Genomic DNA, 24,100 nt, shown 5'->3' with positions numbered 1-24,100 from the left:
CATCAAGCTTTGAAGCCCATGGACTGGGTACCGTGGCATCCCTTGATGCCTGTCCGCTCCGTTTCCGCCCTGCCATCCGGCCGCCCCTGGAGGCCTTGGCGCGCCTGGGCCTTGCTGGCGCTGGTGCTGGCGCTGGCCTGGGCGCTTGCGCTGGGCTGGCTGGCCAATGAACGGGAGGCGTTGCGCCGCCACGAGGGCGAGAAGCTCGAAGGCCTGGTGCGTACCCTGGACGGCATTGTTGCGCAGCAGATGATTGCCACCCATGCCGCGCTGCAGACGGTGGCCTCGCAGGCGCCCGGCTGGCGCCAAGGCCTGATGCAGCAGGATGGCGAGACCTTGATGCGCACCCTGACCCAGGCCATGCCGGGCGTGCGAGCCTTGCTGCTGCTGGATGCGCATGGCCAGGTGCAGGCCAGTTCGCATGTCGACCTGCTGCAGCTGGACCTGCGCCAGCACCGGGCCGTGCTGGCCTTGCGCGAGCAGCCGCAGCCCGCCCTGCTCTATGTCTCGCCGCCGCTGCAGGACCCGCTGGCCGCGCACTGCATCAGCCTGGCCCGCCTGCTGTTCGATCACCGCGACCGGCCCATCGGCCTGGTGCTGGCCCTGCTGGACCCGCATTACTTCAGCCTCGTGCTGCAGACCGCCCAACCCTCCGAACAGACCTGGGCGGCGCTGGCGCACCAGGACGGCTTGCTGTTCACGCTGGCGCCCGAACGCCCGGAGTTGATGGACCGCAACCTGCTGGAACGGCCGGGTTCGATCCTCCAGCAGCACCTCAGCGAAGGGCGTGAGGCCAGCCTGCAGCTGACGCATTCGCGCCTCACCAACGACTTGCGCCTGGTGGCGACCCGCAGCCTGCGTCCCGCCGGCCTGCATGCCGACAAGCAATTGCTGGTGGCGGTCGGGCGCACGCTGGCCAGCGTCGAGGCACCCTGGCTGCGCCAGCGCCAGGCGCTGCTGCAGCTGGGCCTGGCGCTGAGCCTGGGCGCGGCCCTGGCGCTGTGGCTCTGGCAGCGCCGCCGCCGCCTGCTGACGCGGCTGCACCGGCAGGCCGCGCAGGCGCTGCGCGCGCAGGCCGAGCAGACCCAGGCCATCCTCGACAATATGGTCGACGGCGTCGTCACCATCGACCGTCACGGACTGATCGCCTCGATCAACCCGGCGGCCTGCCGCATGTTCGGCTACCAGGAGGCCGAGCTGCTGGGCCAGAAGGTCAACCGCCTCATGGCCGAGCCCGAGCGCAGCCAGCACGACGCGCACATCAAGCGTTACCTCGAAGGCGGTGCGCCGCATGTGATCGGGCTGGGCCGCGATGTCAGCGGCCTGCGCAAGGACGGGCAGAGTTTTCCGATGAGCCTGGCGGTCTCGCACATCGAACGCGACGGCGAGCCGCTCTTCATCGGCCTGACGCGCGACATCACCGAGCGCAAGCGCGCCGAGGCGGCGATCGAGCAGCTGGCCTTCTACGACCCCCTCACCGAGTTGCCGAACCGCCGCCTGCTGCTGGACCGCCTGCACCAGGCGCTGGCCGCCAGCCGGCGCGGCGCGCGCCACGGCGCGGTGCTGTTCATCGACCTGGACAACTTCAAGTCGCTCAACGACACCCTGGGCCATGGCATGGGCGACCGCATGCTGCAGGCCGTGGCCAAGCGCCTGCAGGCCTCGCTGCGCGCCGAGGATACGGTGGCGCGCTGGGGCGGCGACGAGTTCGTGGTGCTGCTGCAGGATCTCGGTCAGGACGCGCAACGCGCCGCCCTGCACGCCGAGGCCGCCGCCGAGAAGCTGCTGCGCGTGCTGGGCCAGCCTTATCAACTGGATGATGCCGTGCATCACAGCACACCCAGCATCGGTATCGTGATGTGGGGCGAGGCCGAGGCCAGCGCCGAGGAGCTGCTCAAGCATGCCGACCATGCGCTGTACCAGGCCAAGGCGGGAGGGCGCAACCGGCTGTGTTTCTTCGATCCGGTGACCCAGGCCGCGATGGCCGAGCTGGCCCTGCTGGAGGCCGACCTGCGCCAGGCGGTGAACTACCAGCAGTTCGAGCTGTACTACCAGCCACAGGTCGATGCCGAGGGCCGGCTGCTGGGTGCCGAGGCGCTGCTGCGCTGGCAGCATCCGCAACGCGGCTGGATCTCGCCGGCGCGCTTCATCCCGCTGGCCGAGCATTGCGGCGTGATCGGCCAGCTGGGCGAATGGGTGCTGCAGCAGAGCTGCGCCCAGCTCAGCGCCTGGGCGCAGGAGCCTGCGTTGGCCGGGCTCAGCCTGGCGGTGAACCTGAGCGCGCACCAGTTCCGCCAGAAGGGTTTTCTAGGCTTTATGCAACAGTTGCTGGCGCGCAGCGGCGCGCCCACCGACAAGCTCAAGCTCGAACTCACCGAAAGCGCCCTGGTGGAAGACGTGGAGGCGGTGATCGCGCTGATGGGCGAGCTGCGCCGCCTGGGCCTGCGTTTCTCGCTGGACGATTTCGGCACCGGCTATTCCTCGCTGGCCTATCTGAAGCGCCTGCCGCTGGACCAGCTCAAGATCGACCAGAGCTTTGTGCGCGACCTGCTCACCGAGCCGAATGCCCTGGCGATCGCGCGCGCGGTGATACAGCTGGGCGACAGCCTGGGGCTGGCGGTGATTGCCGAGGGCGTGGAAACCGAGGCCCAGTTGCAGGCCCTGCGCGGCCAGGGCTGTCACGCCTTCCAGGGCTATTTCTTCGCCCGGCCCATGCCGCTGGCGGAATTCGAGGCGCTGGCGCGGGGACAATAGGCGTTTTCTCCCGCCCCCTGCCGCCATGTCCCGCGCCGAAACCCTGAACCTGTTTGTGTCCTGCCCCGGCGGTGTCGAAGCCCTGCTGGAGCAGGAGCTGCGCGCCATCCTGCCCAAGGGCAAGATCGAGGCCTTGCGCGGCGGCTGCGCGGTGCGCGCTGAAAGCGAGGCGGTGCTGATCATCAACCTCGAGAGCCGGCTCGCGCAGCGCGTGCTGGTGGAGCTGATCGAGGGCGGCTACCGCCATGAGGACGATCTCTATGCGCTGGCACGCCGGGTCGATTGGGAGCGCTGGATCACGCCGCAGCACACCATCAAGGTCGACACCACCGCGCACCGCTCGCCGCTCAAGAGCCTCAACTTCGCCACCCTGAGGGTCAAGGACGCGATCTGCGACACCCTGCGCGATGCCACCGGCGAGCGCCCCAGCGTCGACACCTACGCCCCCGACCTGCCGGTGGTGCTGCATGTGGGCGAGGAACGTGCCGCCCTCTATGTGGACAGCTCGGGCGAACCGCTCTTCAAGCGCGGCTGGCGCGTCGACAAGGGCGATGCGCCGCTGAAGGAAACGCTTGCCGCCGCGATGCTGGCCGCGGCCGGCTGGAAGGGCACGCCCGAGACCGGCGGTGCCCTGCACGACCCCTGCTGCGGCTCGGGCACCATCCCGATCGAGGCGGCCCTGATCGCCAGCGGCGCGGCGCCCGGCATTCAAAGGCGCTTTGCATTCGAGAGGCAGCTGCCCTTCCAGCCGCTGCAGAACCGCTGGGCCGAGCTCAAGCGCGCCGCCGAGGCACGCGTGCATGCACCCGCCGTGCCCATCTACGCCAGCGACGTGGCCTTCCGCATGGTGGATTTCGCGCGCCGCAATGCCGAGCGCGCCGGCGTGGCCCAGTACATCCAGTTCAACGGCGGCGACGCGCTGGAGCGCCCCGCGCCGCAGCTGCCCGAGGGCATGCCCGGCACGCTGATGATGAATCCGCCCTATGGCGAACGCATCGAGGTGCGCGGCAAGGCGGCGGCGGTGCGCGAATCCAGCGGCTCCGAGCAGCGCGACGCCACCGACGATTTCTTCCCGCGCCTGGCCTCGCACTGGAAGCGCGGCTACACGCACAACAGCGCCGGTTGGACCGCCTGGATGCTCAGCCCCGATATGAAGCTGCCCAGCAAGATGCGGCTGAAGGAATCGCGCCGCTTCCCGATGTGGAACGGCCCGATCGAATGCCGGCTGTTCCGCTTCGATCTGGTGGCGGGCTCGGCGCGCGCACCCAGGGCGGATGCTGCGGACGCGGAACCCAACGACTAGCTTGCGCGTCCGGCGACGATCAGGCCGGCCGTTTCGACCGCGACTGCAGCGCCAGCCACAGCAGCGCCGCACCCACGGCCGCCAGGGGCAGCAGGCTGCCGAGATTCATCCACTGCCAGCCACCGGTGGTGACCAGGGCGCCCGAGCTGAAGGCGGTGACGGTCATGGTGCAGTTGATGCACACCTCCATGGCGGCCTGGGCGCGAGTGCGCTCGGCCGGCAGATAGGCGCGTGTGAACAGGGTGGTGCCGCCCACGAACAAAAAGTTCCAACCCACACCCAGGGTCAGCAGCGCGCCGCTGAAATGCAGCAGGTCCTGACCCGAGAGTGCAAACAGCACGCAGGCCAGGTTCAGCAGCACGCCCACGCCCATCACCGGCAGGGCGTCGAATCGCTTGATCAGCCGGCCGGTGAAGAAGCTCGGCACGAACATGCCCAGCACATGCCATTGCAGCACCTGGGCGGCGGCGTCGAAGGGCAGGGCGCATTGCGCCATCGCGATGGGCGTGGCCGCCATCAGCAGATTCATCACGCCATAGCCCAGCGCGCAGGCGGCAATCGCCACCACAAAGACGGGCTGGCGCGCCAACTCGGCCAGGCTGCGGCCCTGCGGCGCGCCGAGTCCGCCCTCGGCCAGGGGCGGAAAGCGGATCAGCGAAATCAGCAGCAGGCCCAGCAGGGCCACGCCTATCAGCACCAGGTAGGCGCCGGCAAAGGGCACGGTCAGCAGGTTCTTGCTCAGCCTGGCCAGGGCGGGCCCGATCACCGCGCCCAGGATGCCGCCCGCCAGCACCCACGAAATCGCCGCTTCGCGTTGTTCGGCAGGCACCAGCTCGGTGGCGGCAAAGCGATAGAGCGCGGCATTGGCGTTGTAGTAACCCGCCAGCACGGTGGCCGCCACCACCCACCAGAACTGCTGCTCAGCCGCGCCCCAGCCGGCCAGGCCGCAGCTGCACATGGCCACCAGCAGGCCCAGCTGGAAGCCGCGCCGCCGCCCCCAGGCGCGCTGATGCCGCGCCACCAGGGGCGCGAACAGCGCGCTGCCCGCCACATAGGCGCATACCGGCAGCGTCGCCATCCAGGGCACCGGCGCCAGGGCCAGGCCCACCAGGCCGTTGATGGCGATGAAGGTGATGTTGTTGGTGAGAAAAAGCCCTTGCGCCAGGGTCAGCAGCAGCAAGCGCCTCATGCCGACTGCAGCGCCAGCCAGGAGAGCACCGCCAGCGGCGCGGTATCGGCGCGCAGGATGCGCGGGCCGAGCCTGGCGGCCACGAAGCCGCGCGCACGCGCGGCGTCCTCTTCGGTGGGGCTCAGCCCGCCCTCGGGGCCGCTCAGCACCAGGGTCTCGGCCGCAGCGGCCTGCTGGTTCACCAGCTCGTGCAGAGGCCTGGCGGCACCGGGGCTGAGCAGCCAGCGCCGCTGCGCCGGCGAGGCTTCGCCCAGACCGGCCAGCCAGGCCGCCAGCGGCTGCACCGGCGCGATGCGCGGCACGCGCGTGCGGCCGCTCTGCTCGCTGGCCGCCACCGCCACGCCCTGCCAATGCGCCACCTTCTTGTCGGCGCGCTCGCCGGCCAGGCGCAGCACCGAGCGCTCGCTCATCAGCGGCTGCACGGCCGCGGCGCCCAGCTCGGTGGCCTTCTCGATCAGGCCATCCATGCGGTCGTTGGCGGGCATCACCAGCGCCAGGGTCAGGTCTTGCGCGAGCTCGCGCTGCACCAGCTGGCGCGCCTGCAAGTGCACGCGCACCTCGCTGCGGCCCATCGCCAGCACCTCGGCCTGCCACTCGCCGCCGCTGCCGTCGAACAAGGTCACGGGGCTGCCGGGCTGCAGGCGCAGCACCTGCACATGGCGGGCCGCGCTGGGCGGCAGGCTCAGCTCGCCGGCGGCAAGCGGGGTCTCAACAAAAAAGCGCGGGGGCATGGCTCAACTCCTGAGCCCGCGAGTTTAGAGCCTCAGCCGCTCATGCCCATGGCGCGCCGCACCTGGCCGGCCAGGTCTTCGCCCTGGGCCTCGCGCACCTGTTCGACAAAGCGTTGCGCCAGCAGCTGCAGCTCCTGCAGATTGCCGCAGCGCTCCACATCCAGCACCACCTTGTAGCCCTTCATCAGGCCGAGGTATTGCTTGGCATGGCGGGTAAGGTAAGCGTACAGCTCCTCGTAGGCCAGTTGCGGCAGTTCGCTGCCGTCCAGCGCCAGCAGCGGTGTGATGGGCGTGATGGGCGTGGCGGGCGCGGCGGCCGCCACGGCAGCGCCGCGGGGCACCGCCACCAGCTCATGCTGCAGCAGCAGTTCGAAATCGGTCTCGCTGGCGCCCTGCACCAGCGCCAACCACTGGCGCGCGGTCTTGGAGGCGTCCAGCACCAGCAGCAGATTGCGGGCCACGCGCGAGAGGGCCAGGGCACGGCTCTTGATTTCAGCGCGTCCGGCTTCGGTCTTCTGATAGAACAGGTCCAGCACCGCAATCCTTCCGTGGCTCGGTTCAGGGTTTGCTACTTCTTGTCGCGCAGTTCACGCCGCAAGATCTTGCCCACCGGTGTCTTGGGCAGCTCGGTGCGGAACTCGACGATCTTGGGGCGCTTGTAGCCGGTCAGATTGGCCTCGCAATAGGCGCGCACATCGGCCTCGCCGATGGCTGGGTTCTTCTTCACGATCACGACCTTGACGGCCTCGCCGGCCTTCTCGTCGGGGATGCCCACGGCGGCACATTCCAGCACGCCCTCCATCTGCGTCAGCACATCCTCGATCTCGTTCGGATAGACATTGAAGCCGCTCACCAGAATCATGTCCTTCTTGCGGTCCACGATCTTGAAGTAGCCGCGCTCGTCCACCGTGCCGATGTCGCCGGTGCGGAAGAAGCCGTCGGGCGTCATCACCTTGGCGGTCTCGTCGGGGCGCTGCCAGTAGCCGGCCATCACCTGCGGGCCCTTGATGGCGATCTCGCCGGCCTGGCCGGGGCCAACCTCCTGGCCATCGTCGTCCAGCAGCTTGAGCTCGGTGCTGGACATGGGCATGCCTATGGTGCCGCTGTAGGCCTTGCTGTCGGTGGGGTTGCAGGTGGCGACCGGCGAGGTTTCCGAGAGGCCATAGCCCTCGACGATGGGGCAGCCGGTCTTTTCCAGCCAGAGCTTGGCGGTGGCCTGTTGCACCGCCATGCCACCGCCCACCGAGATCGCCAGATGGCTCCAGTCCACGCTGTTGAAGTCGGGGTGGTTGGCCATCGCCATGAACAGCGTGTTGACGGCCGGCAGGCTGTGGAAACGATGCTGTGCCAGCTCCTTGAATACCGCCGGCAGGTCGCGCGGATTCGGGATCAGCACATTGCAGCCGCCCATGTGCATGGACAGCATCATGTTCGTGGTGAAACCGAAGATGTGATAGAGCGGCAACGCGCAAATGCTCACCATCTGCTCGCCGGCCGGGATCTTCTTGAGTGCGGGCTGGTACCAGGCCTCGGCCTGCATCACATTGGCCACCAGATTGCGGTGCAGCAGCACCGCGCCCTTGCTGACGCCGGTGGTGCCGCCGGTGTACTGCAGCACCGCGATATCGCCAGGCTGCACATGCGGCGCCTTGTAGGCCATGCCACGGCCGCGGCTCAGGGCGTCGTTGAAGCGCACCGCGCTGGGCAGCTCGAAGGCCGGCACCAGCTTCTTCACCTTGCGCACCACGTAGTTGACGATGAGCCCTTTGGGAAAGCCCAGCAGATCACCCATGGCGGCCAGCACCACATGCTTGGTGGGCACCTGGTTGATGACCTGCTGCAGGGTGGCGGCAAAATTCTCGATGATGACGATGGCCTTGGCGCCGCAATCCTTGAGCTGGTGCTCGAGTTCGCGCGGCGTGTAGAGCGGGTTCACGTTCACCACCACATAGCCGGCGCGCAGCACCGCCGCCACCGCCACCGGGTATTGCGGGATGTTGGGCATCATGAGGGCGACGCGGTCACCCTTGTCCAGGCCCAGGCTCTGCAGATAGGCGGCCAGGGCACGCGACATCGCGTCGATCTGCGCGAAGCTGATGCTGCGGCCCATCAGCTTGTAGGCTGGGCGCTCGGGATACTTCTTGAACGCCGCGTCCATCAGGTCGACCAAGGATGGATAAAGCCCGGTGTTGATCTCCGCGGGCACGCCCTCGGAATAATGCTTCAGCCAGATTTTCTCCATCGCTTTGTCTCCAGTACGGTGGGCGCATTCTCGGCCATGGCTGCGGCCCGCAGCATCAGGGGATTCGATAGCGCTCTTTAGAGCGCACGCTCGAGTGGCGCCACCGGTATCAACAGGCACAGCTCGCAGCCACCCTCCTCGCCCGGCCGCCATGCGATCTCGGCGCCGATGCGCTGCGCGCGCTTGCGCATATTGCGCAGGCCCTGGCCGGCGCGCGGTGCCTCGGGCAGACCGCGACCGTTGTCGTTGATGCTCAGCAGCACCGCGCCGCCATCCTCGGTCAGCCGGGTGCGAAAGCGCACGCGCGTGGCCTGGGCATGGTGCAGCACATTGCTGAGCGCCTCCTGCACGATGCGCACCAGATCGCGGCCATGCGTGCCCATCAGGCGCGGCAGTGCGGGCGTGTCGCCCAGCTGCCAGTCCACTTCCAGGCCCGCAGCGCCCAGGCGCTTGCCCATGCGGTGGCGGAAGTTGGCCAGCAGCAGGCTCAGATCGCCATCGTTGATGGCCAGGGCGTCGACGGTGAGGCGCATCTCGTCCACGCAATCGTCGAGCAGGCGGCTGAGGGTCTCGCGGTCCATGCCCTGTTCGGCGCCCAGCTTGGCCATCAGCAGCTGCGAACCCAGGCCGTCGTGCATCTCCTGCAAGAGGCGCTCGCGCTCCTCGGCCGCGCTGCGCAGCTGCTCGCTGTGCTGCAGCTCCCGGTAACGTGCCTCCAGCTCGGCGCTGCGCTGCGCCAGCGCCGCCTCCAGCTCGGCGCGCGCCTGGTTCTGGGCGCGCAAGGAATGCACGAAGCGGCGCTGCAGCGCAAAGCCGGCCATCATGATGAGGCAGGCATAACCTACCACATTCACGTCCACCACGCTGAAGCGCTCGCGCTCCAGCAGGGCGAAATAACTCACATACATCCAGGCCAGCACCGACAGGCCCACCACCGCCGCACCCATGCCCAGCACCGGGCGGCCGCTGCGCCAGGCGGCGCGCAGCGCCAGCGCCCAAGCCACCAGCAAGACGATGCTGCGGCTGCCCAGCGCCCACCAGGGCCAGGGCTGCGAGAAATCGGTCCAGGCCAGCCCCGCATGGGCGGCCCAGAGGTCCAGCGGCAGGCCCAGCAAGGCATAGGCCAGCGCAAGGCGCTGCGGCCAGCGCGTCGGCCAGCCCAGCAGCTTCGCCACCAGGAACAGCATCAGCGCCTTGGAGATCACGTCGGCGGCGTCCAGCAGCATGCGCCACCAGGGCGCCGGCAGCAGCGGCGCGCCCGCCAGATAGGGCAGCAGCAGCAGGGCCGCCAGCAGGCAGTAGATGCCGGTCACGCCGTTCAGCCATTCCTGGCGCAGCGCCAGCCAGACCATCAGCAGGAACAGGCCGATGATGAGGCCGCTGAGCGCGGTGACCAGGCGCGCGCCCTGCCAGGCGCGCCGGCTTTCCTGCAGGCTGCGCACCGCCTCGGCCGGCCCCAGCAAGACCGGCGAGAGGTTGCTGCCCTCGAAGCCCGGCGCGAACAGGCGCAGCGCAAGCCGATGCGGCCCCGCCTCGAGCATCGAAGGCGGCACATTTACCAGCAGGTTGCGGCTGCCCAGCATCAGGCCGCGCTGCGCGATCTCGACCTCGTCGCCCACGCTGGAGTAGGCGAGCAACTCGCCGTCCAGGTAGGCGGTGACGCTGGGGCGGTGCTGCAGGCTCAGCAGAAACGGCGTCTGCGCCGGCTGGCCGAGCTCGAAGTCCAGCAGCAGCCAGTTCGCACCCAGGGTCGCGCCCCTGAGCTGCGACTGCGCAAACGGCAGCGTCACGAGGCGCGCGTGTTCAGGCGCTCGCGCCGGCAGCAGTTCGCTGTCGTCGGCGAACTGCCAGGCCTGGCTGAGGCGCAAGACCTCGGGCGGCAGCGCGGTGTTGTAGCGCTGCGAGAGTGCATGCAGGCCCAGCATCAGCAGGACCGGCAGCAGCATGGCCAGCGCCAGCTGCGCCCAACCACCCAGCCGGCGCGCTGGGGCGGTGGCGCTTGTGGCCTCCGGCTCCCAGGCACCAGCGCCCATCGCCGCTACTCCACGGCCTTCAGCATGTCTTCGACAACCTTCTTGGCGTCGCCGAACACCATCATGGTCTTGTCCATATAGAACAGCTCGTTGTCCAGACCCGCATAGCCGGCCGCCATCGAGCGCTTGTTGACGATCACGGTCTTGGCCTTGTAGGCCTCCAGGATGGGCATGCCGTAGATGGCGCTGCCCTTCACATGCGCGGCAGGGTTCACCACGTCGTTGGCGCCCAGGATGATGGCGACATCGGCCTGGCCGAACTCGCCATTGATGTCCTCCATCTCGAACACCTGGTCATAAGCCACCTCGGCCTCGGCCAGCAGGACGTTCATGTGGCCGGGCATGCGTCCCGCCACCGGATGGATGGCGTACTTGACGTTGACACCCTTCTCGGTGAGCTTGGCCGCCAGCTCCTTCACCGCATGCTGGGCGCGCGCCACCGCCAGGCCATAGCCCGGCACGATGATCACGCTCTCGGCATTGCCCATGATGAAGGCGGCATCGTCGGCGCTGCCGCTCTTGACGCTGCGCTGCGCGCCGCCGCCCGCCGCCGCCGTGGCAGCCTCGCCACCGAAGCCACCCAGGATGACGTTGAAGAACGAGCGGTTCATCGCCTTGCACATGATGTACGAGAGGATGGCGCCCGAGCTGCCCACCAGCGAGCCGGCAATGATCAACATCGAGTTGTTGAGCGAGAAGCCGATGCCCGCGGCCGCCCAGCCCGAGTAGCTGTTGAGCATGCTGACCACCACCGGCATGTCGGCGCCACCGATCGGGATGATGATAAGCACGCCCAGCACGAAGGCCAGCGCCAGGATGATCATGAAGGCGCCCCAGCTCTCGCTCCAGGCGAAGTAGCCGCCCAGGCCCAGGGTGGTGACACCCAGCGCCAGGTTCAGCATGTGCTGGCCGGCAAAGCTCACCGGTGCGCCCTGGAAAAGGCGGAACTTGTACTTGCCGCTGAGCTTGCCGAAGGCGATCACCGAACCGCTGAAGGTGATGGCACCGATGGCCGCGCCCAGGAACAGCTCGATGCGGTTGCCCACCGGAATCGCCATGCCCTTGGCGCTGATGCCGAAGGCATGCGGCTCGGCCACCGCGGCCACCGCGATGAACACCGCCGCCAGGCCAATCATGCTGTGCATAAAGGCCACCAGCTCGGGCATCTTGGTCATCTCGACCTTGTTGGCCATATAGGCGCCGGCGCCGCCGCCTATCACCAGGCCCACCAGCACATAGCTCAGGCCGAAGGCATTGCCGCCCGCCAGCTTGAGGATCAGTGCGCCGGTGGTGACGGCGGCAATCGCCATGCCCGCCATGCCGAACAGATTGCCCTTGATCGAGGTGGTGGGATGCGAGAGCCCCTTGAGCGCCTGGATGAAGCAGATGCTGGCGACGAGATACAGGAAGGTAACCAGGTTCAGACTCATTGCTTGGCCTCCGCTTGCTTCTTATCCTTCTTGCGGAACATCTCCAGCATGCGCCGCGTCACCAGGAAGCCGCCGAACACATTGACGGCTGCCAGCGCCACCGCCAAGGTGCCCATGAACTTGCCGAGGTCGGTCTCGGTGAGCGCCGCGGCCAGCATGGCGCCGACGATGACGATGGCCGAGATCGCGTTGGTGACCGCCATCAGCGGCGTGTGCAGCGCCGGCGTGACATTCCAGACCACGTGGTAGCCGACGTAGATCGCCAGCACGAAGATGATCAGATTGATCAGGGTGGGAGATACGGTGTCCATATCAGGCTCGCTTCACTTGTCCGTCTTGCGTCATCAGGCAGGCGACGACGATGTCGTCATCCATGGGCACCTGGAAGGCGCCGTCCTTGCTGATCACGAGCTTGAGGAAGTCCAGCACATTGCGGGCATAGAGGGCCGAGGCATCGGCCGCGACGAGTGCGGCCAGATTGGTCTCGCCCACCAGGGTCACGCCATGCTTGACCACGGTCTGGTCGGTTTCGGTGAGCGGGCAGTTGCCGCCGCGGCCCTCGGGGCCCTTGCCGGCCGCCAGGTCCACGATCACCGAACCCGGCTTCATGCTCCTGACCATTTCCTCGCTCACCAGCACCGGCGCGGCGCGGCCCGGGATCAGGGCGGTGGTGATCACCACATCGGCCTGCGCCACGCGCTTGGCCACCTCGGCCTGCTGGCGCGCCAGCCAGCTCGGCGGCATCGGCTTGGCATAACCGCCCACGCCCTCGGCCGCTTCCTTTTCCTCTGCGGTCTCGTAAGGCACCTCGATGAACTTGGCGCCCAGCGACTCGACCTGCTCCTTCACCGAGGGCCGTACATCTGAGGCCTCGATCACCGCGCCCAGGCGCTTGGCGGTGGCAATCGCCTGCAGGCCCGCCACGCCCACGCCCAGCACCACCACACGCGCCGCCTTCACGGTGCCCGCGGCCGTCATCAGCATGGGGAAGAAGCGCTGATAGCGGTCCGCCGCGATCATCACCGCCTTGTAGCCGGCGATATTGGCCTGGCTGGACAGCACGTCCATGCTCTGCGCGCGCGTGGTGCGCGGCGCGGCCTCGAGCGCAAAGCTGGTCAGGCCGGCCGTGGCCAGGGCCTGCAGGCCGGGCTTGTCGAAGGGATTCAGCATGCCCACCAGGGCACAGCCGGGCTTCATCAGCGCCAACTCCTCGGCATTCGGGCTCCTCACCTTCAGCACCAGCTCGGCGCCCAGCGCCCCGGCGCGGTCGGTGATCTCGGCACCCGCGGCCACATAGGCCTCGTCGGTGATGCTGGCCGCGAGGCCGGCGCCGCTCTCCACACGCAAGACATGACCCTGGCTTTTCAGCTTCTTGGCCGTCTCGGGCGTGAGCGCCACACGGGTCTCTGAGGCCGCGCTCTCGCGCGGGACACCTATCTGCATGAATCCTCCTCGCCTTGCGGCCTGGGAACGTCTGGATACGGGTAGCTGGCGGCGAGCTTACACAATAGGCATGTCATTCGACACCCGTACAAGCGCGAAAGAGACAGTTCATGAACAACGAAGTGCGATGGAAACCCAGCGTCACGGTCGCGGCGGTGATCGAGGAAGGCGGCCGTTTCCTGCTGGTGGAAGAAGAGACGCCCGAAGGGTTGATGCTCAACAACCCGGCCGGCCACCTGGAGCCGGGCGAGTCGCCACTTGAAGGCGTGGTGCGCGAGGCGCTGGAAGAAACGGCGCGCGCCTTCGTGCCCGAGGCCTTGCTGGGTCTCTATATGGCGCGCTTCACGCGGCCCGCGCGGCAGGAGGACGTGACCTATCTGCGCCTGGCCTATAGCGGCCGGGTGGGCGCGCCCATTCCGGGCCGGGCCCTGGACCATGGCATCGTACGCACGCTCTGGATGACGGTCGAGGAATTGCGCAGCACGGCCGCGCACCATCGCAGCCCGCTGGTGCTGCGCTGTGTGGAAGACCATCTGGCCGGCCGGCGCCTGCCGCTGGATGCGGTGCATGTGGATGGCTCGCTGTACCAGCCCTAGCTGGCTGCCCGCGAGGCTGCGACACTCATGAGGAAACGAACGGGCGCTCACACCCAGCCCGAGCCAACACCATGCCTGCACTGCGACCGCGCCTCCTCACCATCCTGGCGCTGCTGTGTTGTTGCTATTGCAGCAGCGCCCTGGCCCAGGTCTTGCCGCTGCGCATAGGCAGCTGGGATCGCGACTCCGATCCGCTCACCGCCGTCAGCGAGGCCGTGCTGAGCCGCGCTTATGCGGAACTTGGCCAGCCACTGGAGTTTGTCGCGCTGCCCAACCGGCGCGCGCTGCAAGCCTTGCTGGCCGGCGAGCTCGACGGCAATCTGCATCGCGTACGCGATGTCGCCACGACGCATCCAGGGCTGTTGCGCGTGGCCCCTCCCATCAATGCCTCGGCCGTGCGCATCTACACCTACGACGCCAAGCTCGCGCAGCCACAGGATTGGGCGCAGCTGCAGGGCCTGCGGGTGGCGTATCAGCGCGGCGTGCTGCGCATTGAGCAGATGCTGCCGGCCGGCGCGCGGCGCGTTGAGGCGGGCTCGGTGAACGAACTCTTCAGGCTGCTGGATGCCGGCATCGCCGACCTGGCCCTTTGTACCGAACCCGACCAGGCCCCGCCCTTGCGGCGTCTGGGCAAGCTCAGACGGCTGGAGCAGGCGCTGGAAGAGCATTTGCTCTATCACTACCTGAGCGGCCGGCATGTCGAGCTCGTGCCGCGCCTGGCGGCCGTGCTGCAAAAGCTGCAGGCAAGCGGCGAGCTGGACGCCATACGCCAGGCCGCACTGCAGGCCTATATGCGCCAGCATCCGGTCGACTGAATAGACAGGGGCCCCAAGCCCCTTGGCAAGACCGCCGTCCGCCTATGCGGGACAATCCGCCCCCATGAGTTCCGCGCAGAAACAACGCATCGTCGTCGGCCTGTCCGGCGGCGTGGATTCCGCCGTCAGCGCCTGGCTGCTGAAGCAGGCCGGCCACGAGGTGGTGGGCATCTTCATGAAGAACTGGGAAGACGATGACGACGGCGAATACTGCTCGTCCAACATCGACTTCGTCGACGCCGCCGCGGTGGCCGATGTGATCGGCATCGAGATCGAGCATGTGAACTTCGCGGCCGACTACAAGGACCGCGTGTTCGCCGCCTTCCTGCGCGAATACCAGGCCGGCCGCACGCCCAACCCGGATGTGTTGTGCAATGCCGAGATCAAGTTCAAGGCCTTTCTCGACCATGCGATGCGGCTCGGGGCCGAGAAGATTGCCACCGGGCATTACGCCCGCGTGCGCGAGCAGGGCGGACAGGTGCAGTTGCTGAAAGGCCTGGATCCACTCAAGGACCAGAGCTACTTCCTGCACCGCTTGAACCAGGCGCAGTTGGCCAAGACCCTGTTCCCGGTGGGCGAGCTGGCCAAGACCGAGGTGCGCCGCATCGCCGAGGAGATCGGCCTGCCCAACGCCAGGAAAAAGGACTCGACCGGCATCTGCTTCATCGGCGAGCGGCCCTTCCGCGAATTCCTGAACCGCTATCTGGCGCACCAGCCCGGCCCGATCAAGGACGAGCGCGGCCGCAAGCTGGGCGAGCATGTCGGCCTGTCCTTCTACACCCTGGGCCAGCGCCAGGGCCTGGGCATTGGCGGCGTGAAGGAGAAGGGCAGCCCGCGCGGCGGTGGCCAACACGCACCCTGGTTCGTGGCACGCAAGGACATGCAGAGCAACACCCTCTATGTGGTGCAAGGGCATGAGCATCCCTGGCTGCTGAGCCACGGCCTGATCGCCGACGACATCTCCTGGACCGGTCGCCCGCCTGTCTATGGAGGTTTTGGCGCCAAGACGCGCTACCGCCAGGCCGATGCGGCCTGCGCCTTCACGCCCGAGAGCCCCGCGCCGGGCCAGTTCCGGCTCGATTTCGCGCAGCCGCAATGGGCCGTCACCCCGGGCCAGAGCGCGGTGCTCTACGACGGCGAGGTCTGCCTGGGCGGCGGCGTGATCGCCGAGGCCATCGCGACGCCACCCATCTGAGGGGAATCAGCATGACGAAGCGCACATCCACAACCCTGCGCGCCGTGGCAGATTCGCGCCTTCGTCTGTGAACCCCCTCCACGCCTTGGACCGCCTGCTTGCCCGCATCGCGCAGCCCGCCTTCGTGCTGCGCATTGCCGCGTTGGCGGTCTGCCTGCTGGAACTGTTCGCCACCGTCGGGGCACTGCTGGGCCGCAAGACCGAGGCCTATGACGGCGTGCTCGCCAATCTCTATCGGCGCTTCGGTGGCGAGCCCGGCGACCGGCTGATCGTGCTGGCCAGCTTCACCCTGGTGTGCCTGTTTGCCTACCAGTTCTGGCGCCTGGCGCGCGAGAACAGCATGGACCAGCCGCCGCCTCAGGCCCTGCCGCGCATCCTGCTGCTGGACCTGGTGGCGCTGGCGGTCACGCCGGGCCTGCCCTTTCTGGTCACCGCGCTGGCGGCGGTGCTGCTGCGCGTGCGCGCCGCCTTCATGTTTGCGCTCAGCCAGGTGGCGATCAATCTGGCGCTCTACTGGTGGCTGCCCAGCGATGGCCAGTTGCTGGAGCAGCTGCGCAGCGACACGCCCTGGTGGGTCAACAGCCTGGGCCTGATGATGGCCATGGTGGGCCTGCATGGCATGGCCTTCGGCCTGGGCCGCATGGCCGCCGCCGAGGCGGAGAAGCGCCGCTGGCTGCAGGCCATGCTGGCCGAGAAGCACAGCGGCGAACGCCTGCAGCTGGAGCAGATGCGCTATGCCGAGCGCATGAGCATGGCACGCGAGCTGCACGATGTGATGGGCCACCACCTCACCGCGCTGAACCTGCATCTGCAGCTCAGCGAGGCCCTGCTGCAGCGCGCCGACCCCGCCGCCGCGGCGCAGGCCGTGGGCAAGGCGCGCGAAGGCGCGGCGCATCTGCTGGACGACGTGCGCGCCGCCGTCTCGCGCGAGCGCAACTCGGCCTGCATCGACCTCAGCACCGCCCTCCACACCCTGGCCGAGGGCATTGCCAGCACCCAGATCACGCTCAGCCTGGACGAGGCCGCGCGCGACCTCTCGCCGCGCGCCGCCCATGCCCTGCTACGCTGCGTGCAGGAGGCGGTGACCAACAGCGTGCGCCATGCGCGCGCCACCCAGGTGGAGGTCTGCCTGAGCGTGCAGGGCGAGGGCGATGCACAGCGCGTGCGCGTCACCATCGAAGACAACGGCCAGGGTGCCCCCAGGCTGCGCGAGGGCAATGGCCTCAAGGGCATGCAGGAGCGCATGGGCGAGCTCGCCGGCAGCATGCAGGTGCTGCGCTACAGCCCCGGTTTCATGATCGAATTGATGTGTCCTAGGAGAGCATAGGTGACGGCCCTCCCCCTACGCGCTGCGCGCGCCCCCTCAAGGGGGCAAGCCCGTCGGACCGGCAAAGCCGGATCCGCGGGCTCCGCTGGGCTTGATCGGATTCGTGCGAATAGATTGCCGCCAAGAGGCAAGGAGAACTGAGATGACTGCTGAAGCAATCAAGGTGCTGCTGGTTGAAGACCAGCAACTGGTGCGCGAAGGCCTCAAGGGCCTGCTCTCGCTGCACGAGGAGATCCGCATCATTGGCGAGGCGTCCGATGGTGCCGAGGCGCTGGAGCTGATCGCGCAGGAGCAGCCCGATGTGATCCTGTCGGACATGCGCATGCCGCGCCTGGACGGCACCGGCCTGATCCGCGCGCTGGCAGCGCGGGCGCTGAAGATTCCGGTGGTGCTGCTCACCACCTTCGACGACGCCGCGGTTTTCGACGAAGCAGTGCGCGCCGGCGCCAAGGGCTTTCTGCTCAAGGCCATCAGCCCCGACACCCTGGTGCAGGCGCTGCGCGACGTGGCCGCCGGCGGCACCGCGCTGCGCCCCACCCTCACCGAACGCATGGAGCGCCAGAGCACCCATGTGGAGCGCGCCTTCAGCGCCACCGAGCAGCCCGACCCCTTGAGCCCCAAGGAGCTGCAGGTGCTGCGCCTGGTGGCCAGCGGCCGCTCCAACACCGAGATCGCCACCCTCTTGGGCAATAGCGAGGGCGTGATCAAGAACCACTGCTCGGCGATTTTTTCCAAGATGGGCGTGCGCGACCGCACCCAGGCGGTGCTCAGGGCAATTGATCTGGGCTGGATCTAGGCGGGTCGGCCAGCTCCACCCGGTTGCGCCCCGCCGCCTTTGCGCGGTAGAGGGCCTTGTCGGCGCGGCCGATGGCGCCGTCCACCGACTCGGCGGGCCGCAGGCAGGCCACGCCGAAGCTGGCTGTGACCGGCAGTGACAGGCCCGGTTCAATCTCGATCGCTTGCGCCTGCAGGCCTTGGCGTATGCGTTCGGCCACCGCGCCGGCGGCCTGGGCATCGGTGCCCGGTAGGGCGATCAGGAACTCCTCGCCCCCCCAGCGGCAGGCCAGGTCGACCTCGCGCACCCCTTCGGTGATGAGCCCGCCCAGTCGGCGCAGCACCATGTCGCCGGCCAAGTGGCCGTAACGGTCGTTGACCGTCTTGAAGCGATCCAGGTCCAGCACCACGAAACTCAAGGGCTCCTGCCGGCGCTGCGTCCTGGCGCTCTCGCGCGCCAGCTGAGCGCTCATGCTGCGGCGGTTCATCAGGCCGGTGAGCGGATCGGTGGTCGCGAGTTCGTGCAGTTGCCGCTCCGCGCGCTGCATTTGCAGCGAGTACAGGCTCGCCAGCACGCCCATGGCCAAGAGCGTCGCGGTCAGATTGAACAGGCCCAGGCGCATCGTCACCGTGGCGTCGAGCGCAAACCAGGGCTCGGCGCCAGCGCGCCAGCAGGCCAGCGCGACATAGGCCAGGATGGTGCCGAAGCACAGCGCCAGCTTGCTGCGCCAGCTCTCCAGATGGCTCACCATGGTGACCGGCACGGCGGCAAACAGGTAGTAGTGGAAGCCGCTCGCCCAGCCGAGCAGCAGCACGGCCAGCACCGAGTGCATCAGCACCTCCATGCCCAGCAACAGCAGGGCCGGCAATGTGCGCCCCTGCCGCAGCAGCACGATGGCGAGGAAACAGACCCCCAGCGCCGCCAGGCTGACCGCCGCCATCTGCAAGGCGCCCAGCAGCCAGAACAGCGCCAGCAAGCCCACCTGAGCCAGCAGCACCAGGTGCGCGGCCCAGTACAGCAGCCGGGTCGATGCCGCATGCATCAGGTTGTACGGCGCTGACTGCATGCGGGCCCTTTCGTCGAAACCGGCGGCCGCACAGCCGCGGCGCCCCGTGACCCAAGCCTACTCCGGTCTCGTACGCCCCAGCAACAGCACCCAGAAGCGCTGATACTTCCCCGGCGCGGCCACGCAGGCCAGGCCGGCGTCAAACAGATCGGGCGCCATCAGGTTCCGGCAATGCGCTGGGCTGGCCAGCCAATGCTGCAGCGCCTCATCCAGGCTTTCCGGTCCGGCCACCAGGTTCTCACCGGCCGCCTGCGCCAGATAGCCCGCGGCGCCCAGCCGCTCGCGCAGGCTGCGGCCCTGCCGGCCCACATGGCTGATCGCGTCGCGCTGGGCCAGTTCGCCGGCATAGGCCTCGGCCGCACCCGCCAGCCGCAAGTCCCAGCGCAGGGCCGGCGCGGCCGGCCGCCCCGCTCCGGCGCATGGCTGCGGCTCGGCACGCAGGGCGTTCAGGCGCTGCAGCACCGCCGCGGGCGTCAGGCCGACCGGGCAGGCTGGCACCTCGCCCTGGGCCGCAGCCCCCAGCGCCCAGAAGGCCAAGCACCAGCCCCAGCGTCCCGACATCGCATCCCCGTTCAGATCAAGCCCGCATCCTAAAACAGCGGCTACCATCGCCCGGCGCCACCACTGAGGCTCATCGCTATGGCTGAGACGAATTCGCTGAAGCAACTGAAGATCGACCGCCAGGCCGCCGGCGAAGGCAAGCGCCGGCGCCTGCCCTGGCGCTGGATCGTGGCCGGCACCCTGCTGCTGGCGGCCGCGGGCCTGGCCATGGCGCCGCGCACGCCCGAAGTGCAGACCACCACGGTGCTGCAGAGCACGCCCTCGCAGCAATACCTGCAGCTCACCGCCTCGGGCTATGTGGTGGCGCAGCGCCGCGCCGCAGTGGCCTCCAAGGCCACCGGCCGACTGGTCGAGCTGCTGGTGCGCGAGGGCTCGCTGCTGAAGAAGGGCGAGCTGATCGCGCGCCTGGACGCCAGCGATGTGCAGGCCGGCATAGGCACGGCCCAGGCCGGCGTGCGCCTGGCCGAGGCCGCGCAACGCCAGAGTCAGGCCGGCGTGCGCCAGGCCGAGGTGGAGTTCAACAATGCCGAGGCCGAATTCCAGCGCGCGCGCAGCCTGCAGGCCCAGGGCTTTTTGTCGGCGCAGGCGATGGAGGCGGCGCAGCGCCGCCTTGATGCCGCGCGCGCCGCCCAGGCCAGCGCCCAGGCCGGCGTGGCGCAGGCGCAGGCCGGCGTGGGCCAGGCCCAGGCGCTGCTGAAGGTGCAGGAGGTGAACCGCGATTTCACCGAGATCCGCGCACCCTTCGACGGCATCGTGCTGCTGAAGAACGCCAATGTGGGCGACATCATCACGCCCTTCTCCAACGCCGCCGGCTCGCAGGGCGCGGTGGTGACGATGGCCGATATGAGCACGCTGGAGGTGGAGGCCGATGTCTCCGAGGGCAGCCTGTCCAAGGCGGCCAAGGGCCAGCCGGTGGAGATCACGCTCGACGCCCTGCCCGGCCAGCGCTTCCGCGGCCGCGTCGGCGGCATCGTGCCGACGGTGGACCGCGCCAAGGCCACCGTCATCACCAAGGTGCAGTTCGAGGGAAAACTGGACCCGCGCATCCTGCCCGAGATGAGCGCCAAGGTGGCGTTTCTGTCCCAGGCCCCCACCGAGGCCGAGCAGCAGCCGGTGCTGGCCGTCAACCCCAAGGCGCTGCTGGAGCGCGATGGCAAAAGTTATTTGTTCCGCCTGAAGCGCACCGGCGAGCAGGAGCTGCTGGAGGCGCTGGAGGTGAAGAAGGGCCGCATGCTGGGCGATGTGCTGGAGGTGGCGGGGGCGCTCAAGTCGGGCGAGCGCCTGGTGCTCAACCCCAGCGACAAGCTCAAGGACGGCGCCCAGGTCAAGCTGGCCGCCAAGTGAGAGAAAGCGCAGCATGTCCGAGGCCCTCATCCGCATCAGCCACCTGAGCAAGTCCTACCGGCGCGGCGGCCAGGAGATCCCGGTGCTGCTGGACATCGAGCTGGAGGTGCAGCGCGGCGACTTCGTGGCCCTGATGGGCCCCAGCGGCTCGGGCAAGAGCACGCTGCTGAACCTGATCGCCGGCATCGACCAGCCCAGCAGCGGGCGCATCGAAATCGGCGGCATCGACATCGCCACCCTCGGCGAGGGCCGGCTGGCCGACTGGCGCGCCGCCAACGTCGGTTTCATCTTTCAGTTCTACAACCTCATGCCGGTGCTCACCGCGCTGGAGAACGTCGAGCTACCGCTGCTGCTCAGCGGCCTCGGCGCCCGGCAGCGCCGGGCGCACGCCGAGGCGGCGCTGGCGATGGTGCGGCTGGAAGACCGCATGGATCATTACCCCAACGAACTCTCGGGCGGCCAGCAGCAGCGCGTGGCGATCGCGCGCGCGCTGGTCAGCGACCCGGCCATGATCGTGGCCGACGAGCCCACCGGCGACCTCGATCGCCACACCGGCGAGGAGGTGCTGTCGCTGCTGGACGAACTCAACCGCAGCCTTGGCAAGACCATCGTGATGGTGACTCACGACCCCAAGGCCGCGGCGCGCGCGCACCGCCTCATCCACCTGGAAAAGGGCGTGCTGGTGCACGAGCCCTGAGCAGATACCGGCGATGCTGTTCACCCTCAAGCTGCTGCTGCGCAATGCCTTCAGGCACAAGCTGCGCACCCTGCTGACCCTGGTGGGCCTGGTGGTGGCGGTGTCGGCCTTCGGCCTGCTGCGCACCATCGTCGACGCCTGGTATGCCGGCGTCGAGGGCTCGAGCAGCACGCGCCTGGTGTCCCGCAGCGCGATCTCGCTGACCTTCCCCTTGCCGCTCAACTACGCGCAGCGCCTCAAGGCGGTGGACGGCGTGGCCAGCGTCTCCTGGGCCAACTGGTTCGGCGGCGTCTACATCACCGAGCGCAACTTCTTCCCGCAGTTCGCGGTCGAGCCGGCCAGCTATCTGGCGCTCTACCCCGAGTACCGCCTCAAGGACGAGGAGCGCCTGGCCTTCATCCGCGACCGCCAGGGCTGCGTGGTGGGCCGCAAGCTGGCCAACAAATTCGGCTGGAAGATCGGCGACCAGATCCCCCTGCGCGGCACCATCTACCCGGGCACCTGGACCTTCACGCTGCGCGGCATCTGGGACGGCGCCGAGGCCAAGACCGACGAGAGCCAGCTGCTGTTCCACTGGGGCCTGATCAACGAGACCCTGCGCAAGCGCTACCCGGGCCGTGCCGATTTCGTGGGTGTGTATGTGATCGGCATCAACGAGCCGCACAACGCCGCGGCCATCTCGCAGCGCGTCGACGCACTGTTCAAGAACTCGCTGGCCGAGACCCTCACCGAGACCGAGTCGGCCTTCCAGCTCAGCTTCGTCTCGATGAGCGAGGCCATCCTGGTGGCGGTGCAGGCGGTCAGCCTGATCATCATCGTCATCATCATGGCGGTGATGGCCAACACCATGACGATGACGGCACGCGAGCGCCTGGCCGAGTACGCCACCCTCAAGGCGCTGGGCTTCGGGCCCGGCTTCATCGTCAAACTGCTGTTCGGCGAGAGCCTGCTGATCGCCCTGGTGGGCGGCCTGTGCGGTCTGCTCGTGACCCTGCCGCTGGCCGCCGCCTTCCGTGCCGCGGTGGGCACGCTGTTCCCGGTGTTCCAGGTCTCCGAGCTGACCATGGCGCTGCAGCTGCTCGCGGCCCTGCTGGTGGGCGTGGTGGCAGCGGCCTGGCCGGCCTGGAAGATGAGCCGCATCAGCATCGTGGCTGGATTAAGGCAAGTCGCATGAGGCTATTGCCCTTGGCCTACATCGCCCGCAACCTCTGGGTGCGGCGCGTCACCACTTTACTCACCGCTGGCGGCATGGCGCTGGTGGTCTATGTGTTCGCCACCGTGCTGATGATGAGCGAGGGCATACGCCAGACCCTGGTGGCCACCGGCCAGCCCGACAATGTGATGGCCTTGCGCAAGGGCGCCGGCGCCGAGATCAACAGCGGCGTCGAGCGGCAACAGGCCGCCATCCTGGAGAGCCTGCCCGGCATCGCCACAGGCAGCCGGGGTCAGGTCTTGCTGAGCAAGGAACCGGTGGTGCTGAACAACCTGCCCAAACGCGGCAGCGGCAAGCCCAGCAATGTGACGGTGCGCGGCACCAGCGCCACCGGGCTGGAGCTGCGCCCCCAGGTGCGGCTGGTGCAGGGCCGCATGTTCAGGCCCGGCAGCTCGGAGATCGTCACCGGCCGCGCCGTGGCCGAGGGCTTCCAGGGCGCGGCGCTGGGCGAGACGCTGCGCTTCGCCGGCCGCGACTGGAGCGTGGTGGGCGTGTTCGACAGCGGCCGCACCGGCTTCGACTCCGAGATCTGGGGCGACGCCGAACAGATGCTGCAGGCCTTCCGCCGCAATGCCTTCTCCAGCATCGTGTTCCGCCTCAGCGACGCAGGCCAGTTCGAGGCGCTGAAGGCCGCCATCGCGGCCGACCCGCGCCTGACGGTCGAGGCCAAGCCCGAGATCCAGTTCTACGCCGAACAGAGCGAGGCGCTGGCCACCTTCATCAGCTACCTGGGCACCTCGCTGTCCATCATCTTTTCGATCGGCGCCATCGTCGGCGCCATGATCACCATGTTTGCCGCGGTGGCGCAGCGCACCGGCGAGATCGGCACCCTGCGCGCCCTGGGCTTTAGGCGCGGCGCGGTGCTGCTGGCCTTTCTGTGCGAGGCCCTGCTGCTGGCCCTGGTGGGCGGGCTGCTGGGCCTGTTGGCGGCCAGCGGCATGCAGACGGTGAACATCTCGACCACCAATTTCCAGAGCTTTGCCGAGCTGGCCTTTCAATTCAAGCTGACCGGCCGCATCGTCTGGCAGACCCTCGCCTTCGCCCTCTTCATGGGCCTGCTGGGCGGCTTCGTGCCGGCCTGGCGCGCCGCGCGCATGAAGATCGTGGACTGCCTGCGCGCGGCCTGAGGCGCGCCGCGCCGCCCTGGCTTCGAGCATGGCCACTGTCGCTGGGCACCAACTGCGCGCCTCGGCCGCGCGCTATGCGCCCAGGCCGACGGCTTCGCTTGGTGGACCGAGCCGCGCGCCATCGGAATGCCAAGCGCAGCGCCGGCAATTTCGCAGGTACCGATACGCACCGATCGGAGGCGCCGCGCTCACGCCGCGCCCACCTCGGGCCCATGGCAGCATGGGCTAACACTTCGCCGCGATGGGTGCCGAAAGAATT

Annotated in this window: 21 protein-coding genes; 11 read left to right on the top strand and 10 right to left on the bottom strand. The window is 68.5% G+C overall.

Annotated features, from left to right (window positions below; genetic code table 11):
• The first annotated feature begins 45 nt into the window (after positions 1 to 45).
• Entirely contained in the window at positions 46 to 2,754 is a 2,709-nt protein-coding gene (locus WG898_RS13215; protein ID WP_339603262.1) for a bifunctional diguanylate cyclase/phosphodiesterase, read from the top strand.
• 25 nt (positions 2,755 to 2,779) lie between these two features.
• Positions 2,780 to 4,057 (top strand): THUMP domain-containing class I SAM-dependent RNA methyltransferase, encoded by a 1,278-nt coding sequence (locus tag WG898_RS13210; RefSeq protein WP_339603261.1) that lies wholly within the window; start codon positions 2,780 to 2,782, stop codon positions 4,055 to 4,057.
• 19 nt (positions 4,058 to 4,076) lie between these two features.
• Here WG898_RS13210 and WG898_RS13205 read toward each other — a convergent pair whose 3' ends face one another.
• The 8 genes from WG898_RS13205 to WG898_RS13170 form a co-directional block, all read right to left on the bottom strand.
• Positions 4,077 to 5,246: an MFS transporter gene (locus WG898_RS13205; protein ID WP_339603260.1), complete on the bottom strand. Its 1,170-nt coding sequence runs from the start codon at positions 5,244 to 5,246 to the stop codon at positions 4,077 to 4,079.
• Positions 5,243 to 5,977 (bottom strand): 16S rRNA (uracil(1498)-N(3))-methyltransferase, encoded by a 735-nt coding sequence (locus WG898_RS13200; RefSeq protein ID WP_339603259.1) that lies wholly within the window; start codon positions 5,975 to 5,977, stop codon positions 5,243 to 5,245. Before WG898_RS13200 ends, WG898_RS13205 begins: the two co-directional genes overlap by 4 nt.
• 32 nt (positions 5,978 to 6,009) lie before the next feature.
• On the bottom strand, positions 6,010 to 6,513 hold the full coding sequence (locus WG898_RS13195) for a hypothetical protein (RefSeq protein ID WP_339603258.1): 504 nt from the start codon (positions 6,511 to 6,513) through the stop codon (positions 6,010 to 6,012).
• Positions 6,514 to 6,545: 32 nt separating this feature from the next.
• Positions 6,546 to 8,219, bottom strand: coding sequence for a long-chain-fatty-acid--CoA ligase (locus WG898_RS13190; RefSeq protein ID WP_339603257.1), 1,674 nt, complete (start codon positions 8,217 to 8,219; stop codon positions 6,546 to 6,548).
• Between the two features lie 77 nt (positions 8,220 to 8,296).
• Positions 8,297 to 10,252 carry a sensor histidine kinase gene (locus WG898_RS13185; protein ID WP_339603256.1) on the bottom strand — a complete coding sequence of 652 codons (1,956 nt, stop codon included), beginning with the start codon at positions 10,250 to 10,252 and terminating at the stop codon, positions 8,297 to 8,299.
• A 5-nt stretch (positions 10,253 to 10,257) separates the two neighbouring features.
• Positions 10,258 to 11,682 carry an NAD(P)(+) transhydrogenase (Re/Si-specific) subunit beta gene (locus WG898_RS13180; protein WP_339603255.1) on the bottom strand — a complete coding sequence of 475 codons (1,425 nt, stop codon included), beginning with the start codon at positions 11,680 to 11,682 and terminating at the stop codon, positions 10,258 to 10,260.
• The gene (locus WG898_RS13175) at positions 11,679 to 11,993 is read right to left on the bottom strand and encodes an NAD(P) transhydrogenase subunit alpha part 2 (RefSeq protein ID WP_339603254.1); all 315 of its coding nucleotides are present in this window, start codon (positions 11,991 to 11,993) and stop codon (positions 11,679 to 11,681) included. The genes WG898_RS13180 and WG898_RS13175 overlap by 4 nt, the downstream gene beginning before the upstream one ends.
• 1 nt (position 11,994) lies before the next feature.
• Positions 11,995 to 13,125, bottom strand: coding sequence for a Re/Si-specific NAD(P)(+) transhydrogenase subunit alpha (locus WG898_RS13170; protein WP_339603253.1), 1,131 nt, complete (start codon positions 13,123 to 13,125; stop codon positions 11,995 to 11,997).
• Positions 13,126 to 13,235: 110 nt separating this feature from the next.
• On the opposite strand from WG898_RS13170, the gene WG898_RS13165 reads away from it, so the two are divergent.
• The 5 genes from WG898_RS13165 (at position 13,236) to WG898_RS13145 (ending at position 17,854) form a co-directional block, all read left to right on the top strand.
• Complete coding sequence (locus WG898_RS13165) at positions 13,236 to 13,721, top strand: NUDIX hydrolase (protein ID WP_339603252.1); 486 nt, start codon at positions 13,236 to 13,238, stop codon at positions 13,719 to 13,721.
• Positions 13,722 to 13,792: 71 nt separating this feature from the next.
• Complete coding sequence (locus tag WG898_RS13160) at positions 13,793 to 14,536, top strand: substrate-binding periplasmic protein (RefSeq protein WP_339603251.1); 744 nt, start codon at positions 13,793 to 13,795, stop codon at positions 14,534 to 14,536.
• A 64-nt stretch (positions 14,537 to 14,600) separates the two neighbouring features.
• Positions 14,601 to 15,731: a tRNA 2-thiouridine(34) synthase MnmA gene (gene mnmA, locus WG898_RS13155; protein ID WP_339603250.1), complete on the top strand. Its 1,131-nt coding sequence runs from the start codon at positions 14,601 to 14,603 to the stop codon at positions 15,729 to 15,731.
• Between the two features lie 67 nt (positions 15,732 to 15,798).
• Complete coding sequence (locus tag WG898_RS13150) at positions 15,799 to 17,058, top strand: sensor histidine kinase (RefSeq protein WP_339603249.1); 1,260 nt, start codon at positions 15,799 to 15,801, stop codon at positions 17,056 to 17,058.
• A 142-nt stretch (positions 17,059 to 17,200) separates the two neighbouring features.
• The gene (locus tag WG898_RS13145) at positions 17,201 to 17,854 is read left to right on the top strand and encodes a response regulator (protein ID WP_339603248.1); all 654 of its coding nucleotides are present in this window, start codon (positions 17,201 to 17,203) and stop codon (positions 17,852 to 17,854) included.
• On the opposite strand, the gene WG898_RS13140 is transcribed toward WG898_RS13145, so the two are convergent.
• Both WG898_RS13140 and WG898_RS13135 read right to left on the bottom strand, forming a co-directional pair.
• A complete protein-coding gene (locus tag WG898_RS13140; RefSeq protein WP_339603247.1) occupies positions 17,826 to 18,899 on the bottom strand; it encodes a GGDEF domain-containing protein in 1,074 nt (357 codons plus the stop codon). The two genes, WG898_RS13145 and WG898_RS13140, sit on opposite strands and share 29 nt — an antisense overlap.
• 57 nt (positions 18,900 to 18,956) lie before the next feature.
• Complete coding sequence (locus WG898_RS13135; RefSeq protein WP_339603246.1) at positions 18,957 to 19,460, bottom strand: CAP domain-containing protein; 504 nt, start codon at positions 19,458 to 19,460, stop codon at positions 18,957 to 18,959.
• A 78-nt stretch (positions 19,461 to 19,538) separates the two neighbouring features.
• Here WG898_RS13135 and WG898_RS13130 point away from each other — a divergent pair, with 78 nt between their 5' ends.
• The 4 genes from WG898_RS13130 to WG898_RS13115 are packed head-to-tail and all read left to right on the top strand — an operon-like array spanning position 19,539 to position 23,841.
• Complete coding sequence (locus WG898_RS13130) at positions 19,539 to 20,804, top strand: efflux RND transporter periplasmic adaptor subunit (protein WP_339603245.1); 1,266 nt, start codon at positions 19,539 to 19,541, stop codon at positions 20,802 to 20,804.
• A gap of 13 nt (positions 20,805 to 20,817) precedes the next feature.
• Entirely contained in the window at positions 20,818 to 21,501 is a 684-nt protein-coding gene (locus WG898_RS13125; protein WP_339603244.1) for an ABC transporter ATP-binding protein, read from the top strand.
• Positions 21,502 to 21,517: 16 nt separating this feature from the next.
• Complete coding sequence (locus tag WG898_RS13120; protein ID WP_339603298.1) at positions 21,518 to 22,675, top strand: ABC transporter permease; 1,158 nt, start codon at positions 21,518 to 21,520, stop codon at positions 22,673 to 22,675.
• Entirely contained in the window at positions 22,672 to 23,841 is a 1,170-nt protein-coding gene (locus tag WG898_RS13115; RefSeq protein WP_339603243.1) for an ABC transporter permease, read from the top strand. The genes WG898_RS13120 and WG898_RS13115 overlap by 4 nt, the downstream gene beginning before the upstream one ends.
• Positions 23,842 to 24,100 lie beyond the last annotated feature (259 nt).

Source organism: Paucibacter soli (assembly GCF_037482845.1).
Lineage (GTDB): Bacteria > Pseudomonadota > Gammaproteobacteria > Burkholderiales > Burkholderiaceae_C > Paucibacter_B > Paucibacter_B soli.
The sequence above is the reverse complement of the archived record's forward strand: the minus strand, read 5'-3'. Positions and strand labels throughout refer to the sequence as shown.

Coding starts and splice junctions, on each gene's coding strand:
- WG898_RS13215 (WP_339603262.1), top strand. CDS start 46: ATGCCTGTCCGCTCCGTTTCCGCCCTGCCATCCGGCCGCCCCTGGAGG.
- WG898_RS13210 (WP_339603261.1), top strand. CDS start 2,780: ATGTCCCGCGCCGAAACCCTGAACCTGTTTGTGTCCTGCCCCGGCGGT.
- WG898_RS13205 (WP_339603260.1), bottom strand. CDS start 5,246: ATGAGGCGCTTGCTGCTGCTGACCCTGGCGCAAGGGCTTTTTCTCACC.
- WG898_RS13200 (WP_339603259.1), bottom strand. CDS start 5,977: ATGCCCCCGCGCTTTTTTGTTGAGACCCCGCTTGCCGCCGGCGAGCTG.
- WG898_RS13190 (WP_339603257.1), bottom strand. CDS start 8,219: ATGGAGAAAATCTGGCTGAAGCATTATTCCGAGGGCGTGCCCGCGGAG.
- WG898_RS13185 (WP_339603256.1), bottom strand. CDS start 10,252: ATGGGCGCTGGTGCCTGGGAGCCGGAGGCCACAAGCGCCACCGCCCCA.
- WG898_RS13180 (WP_339603255.1), bottom strand. CDS start 11,682: ATGAGTCTGAACCTGGTTACCTTCCTGTATCTCGTCGCCAGCATCTGC.
- WG898_RS13175 (WP_339603254.1), bottom strand. CDS start 11,993: ATGGACACCGTATCTCCCACCCTGATCAATCTGATCATCTTCGTGCTG.
- WG898_RS13170 (WP_339603253.1), bottom strand. CDS start 13,125: ATGCAGATAGGTGTCCCGCGCGAGAGCGCGGCCTCAGAGACCCGTGTG.
- WG898_RS13165 (WP_339603252.1), top strand. CDS start 13,236: ATGAACAACGAAGTGCGATGGAAACCCAGCGTCACGGTCGCGGCGGTG.
- WG898_RS13160 (WP_339603251.1), top strand. CDS start 13,793: ATGCCTGCACTGCGACCGCGCCTCCTCACCATCCTGGCGCTGCTGTGT.
- mnmA (WP_339603250.1), top strand. CDS start 14,601: ATGAGTTCCGCGCAGAAACAACGCATCGTCGTCGGCCTGTCCGGCGGC.
- WG898_RS13145 (WP_339603248.1), top strand. CDS start 17,201: ATGACTGCTGAAGCAATCAAGGTGCTGCTGGTTGAAGACCAGCAACTG.
- WG898_RS13140 (WP_339603247.1), bottom strand. CDS start 18,899: ATGCAGTCAGCGCCGTACAACCTGATGCATGCGGCATCGACCCGGCTG.
- WG898_RS13135 (WP_339603246.1), bottom strand. CDS start 19,460: ATGTCGGGACGCTGGGGCTGGTGCTTGGCCTTCTGGGCGCTGGGGGCT.
- WG898_RS13130 (WP_339603245.1), top strand. CDS start 19,539: ATGGCTGAGACGAATTCGCTGAAGCAACTGAAGATCGACCGCCAGGCC.
- WG898_RS13125 (WP_339603244.1), top strand. CDS start 20,818: ATGTCCGAGGCCCTCATCCGCATCAGCCACCTGAGCAAGTCCTACCGG.
- WG898_RS13115 (WP_339603243.1), top strand. CDS start 22,672: ATGAGGCTATTGCCCTTGGCCTACATCGCCCGCAACCTCTGGGTGCGG.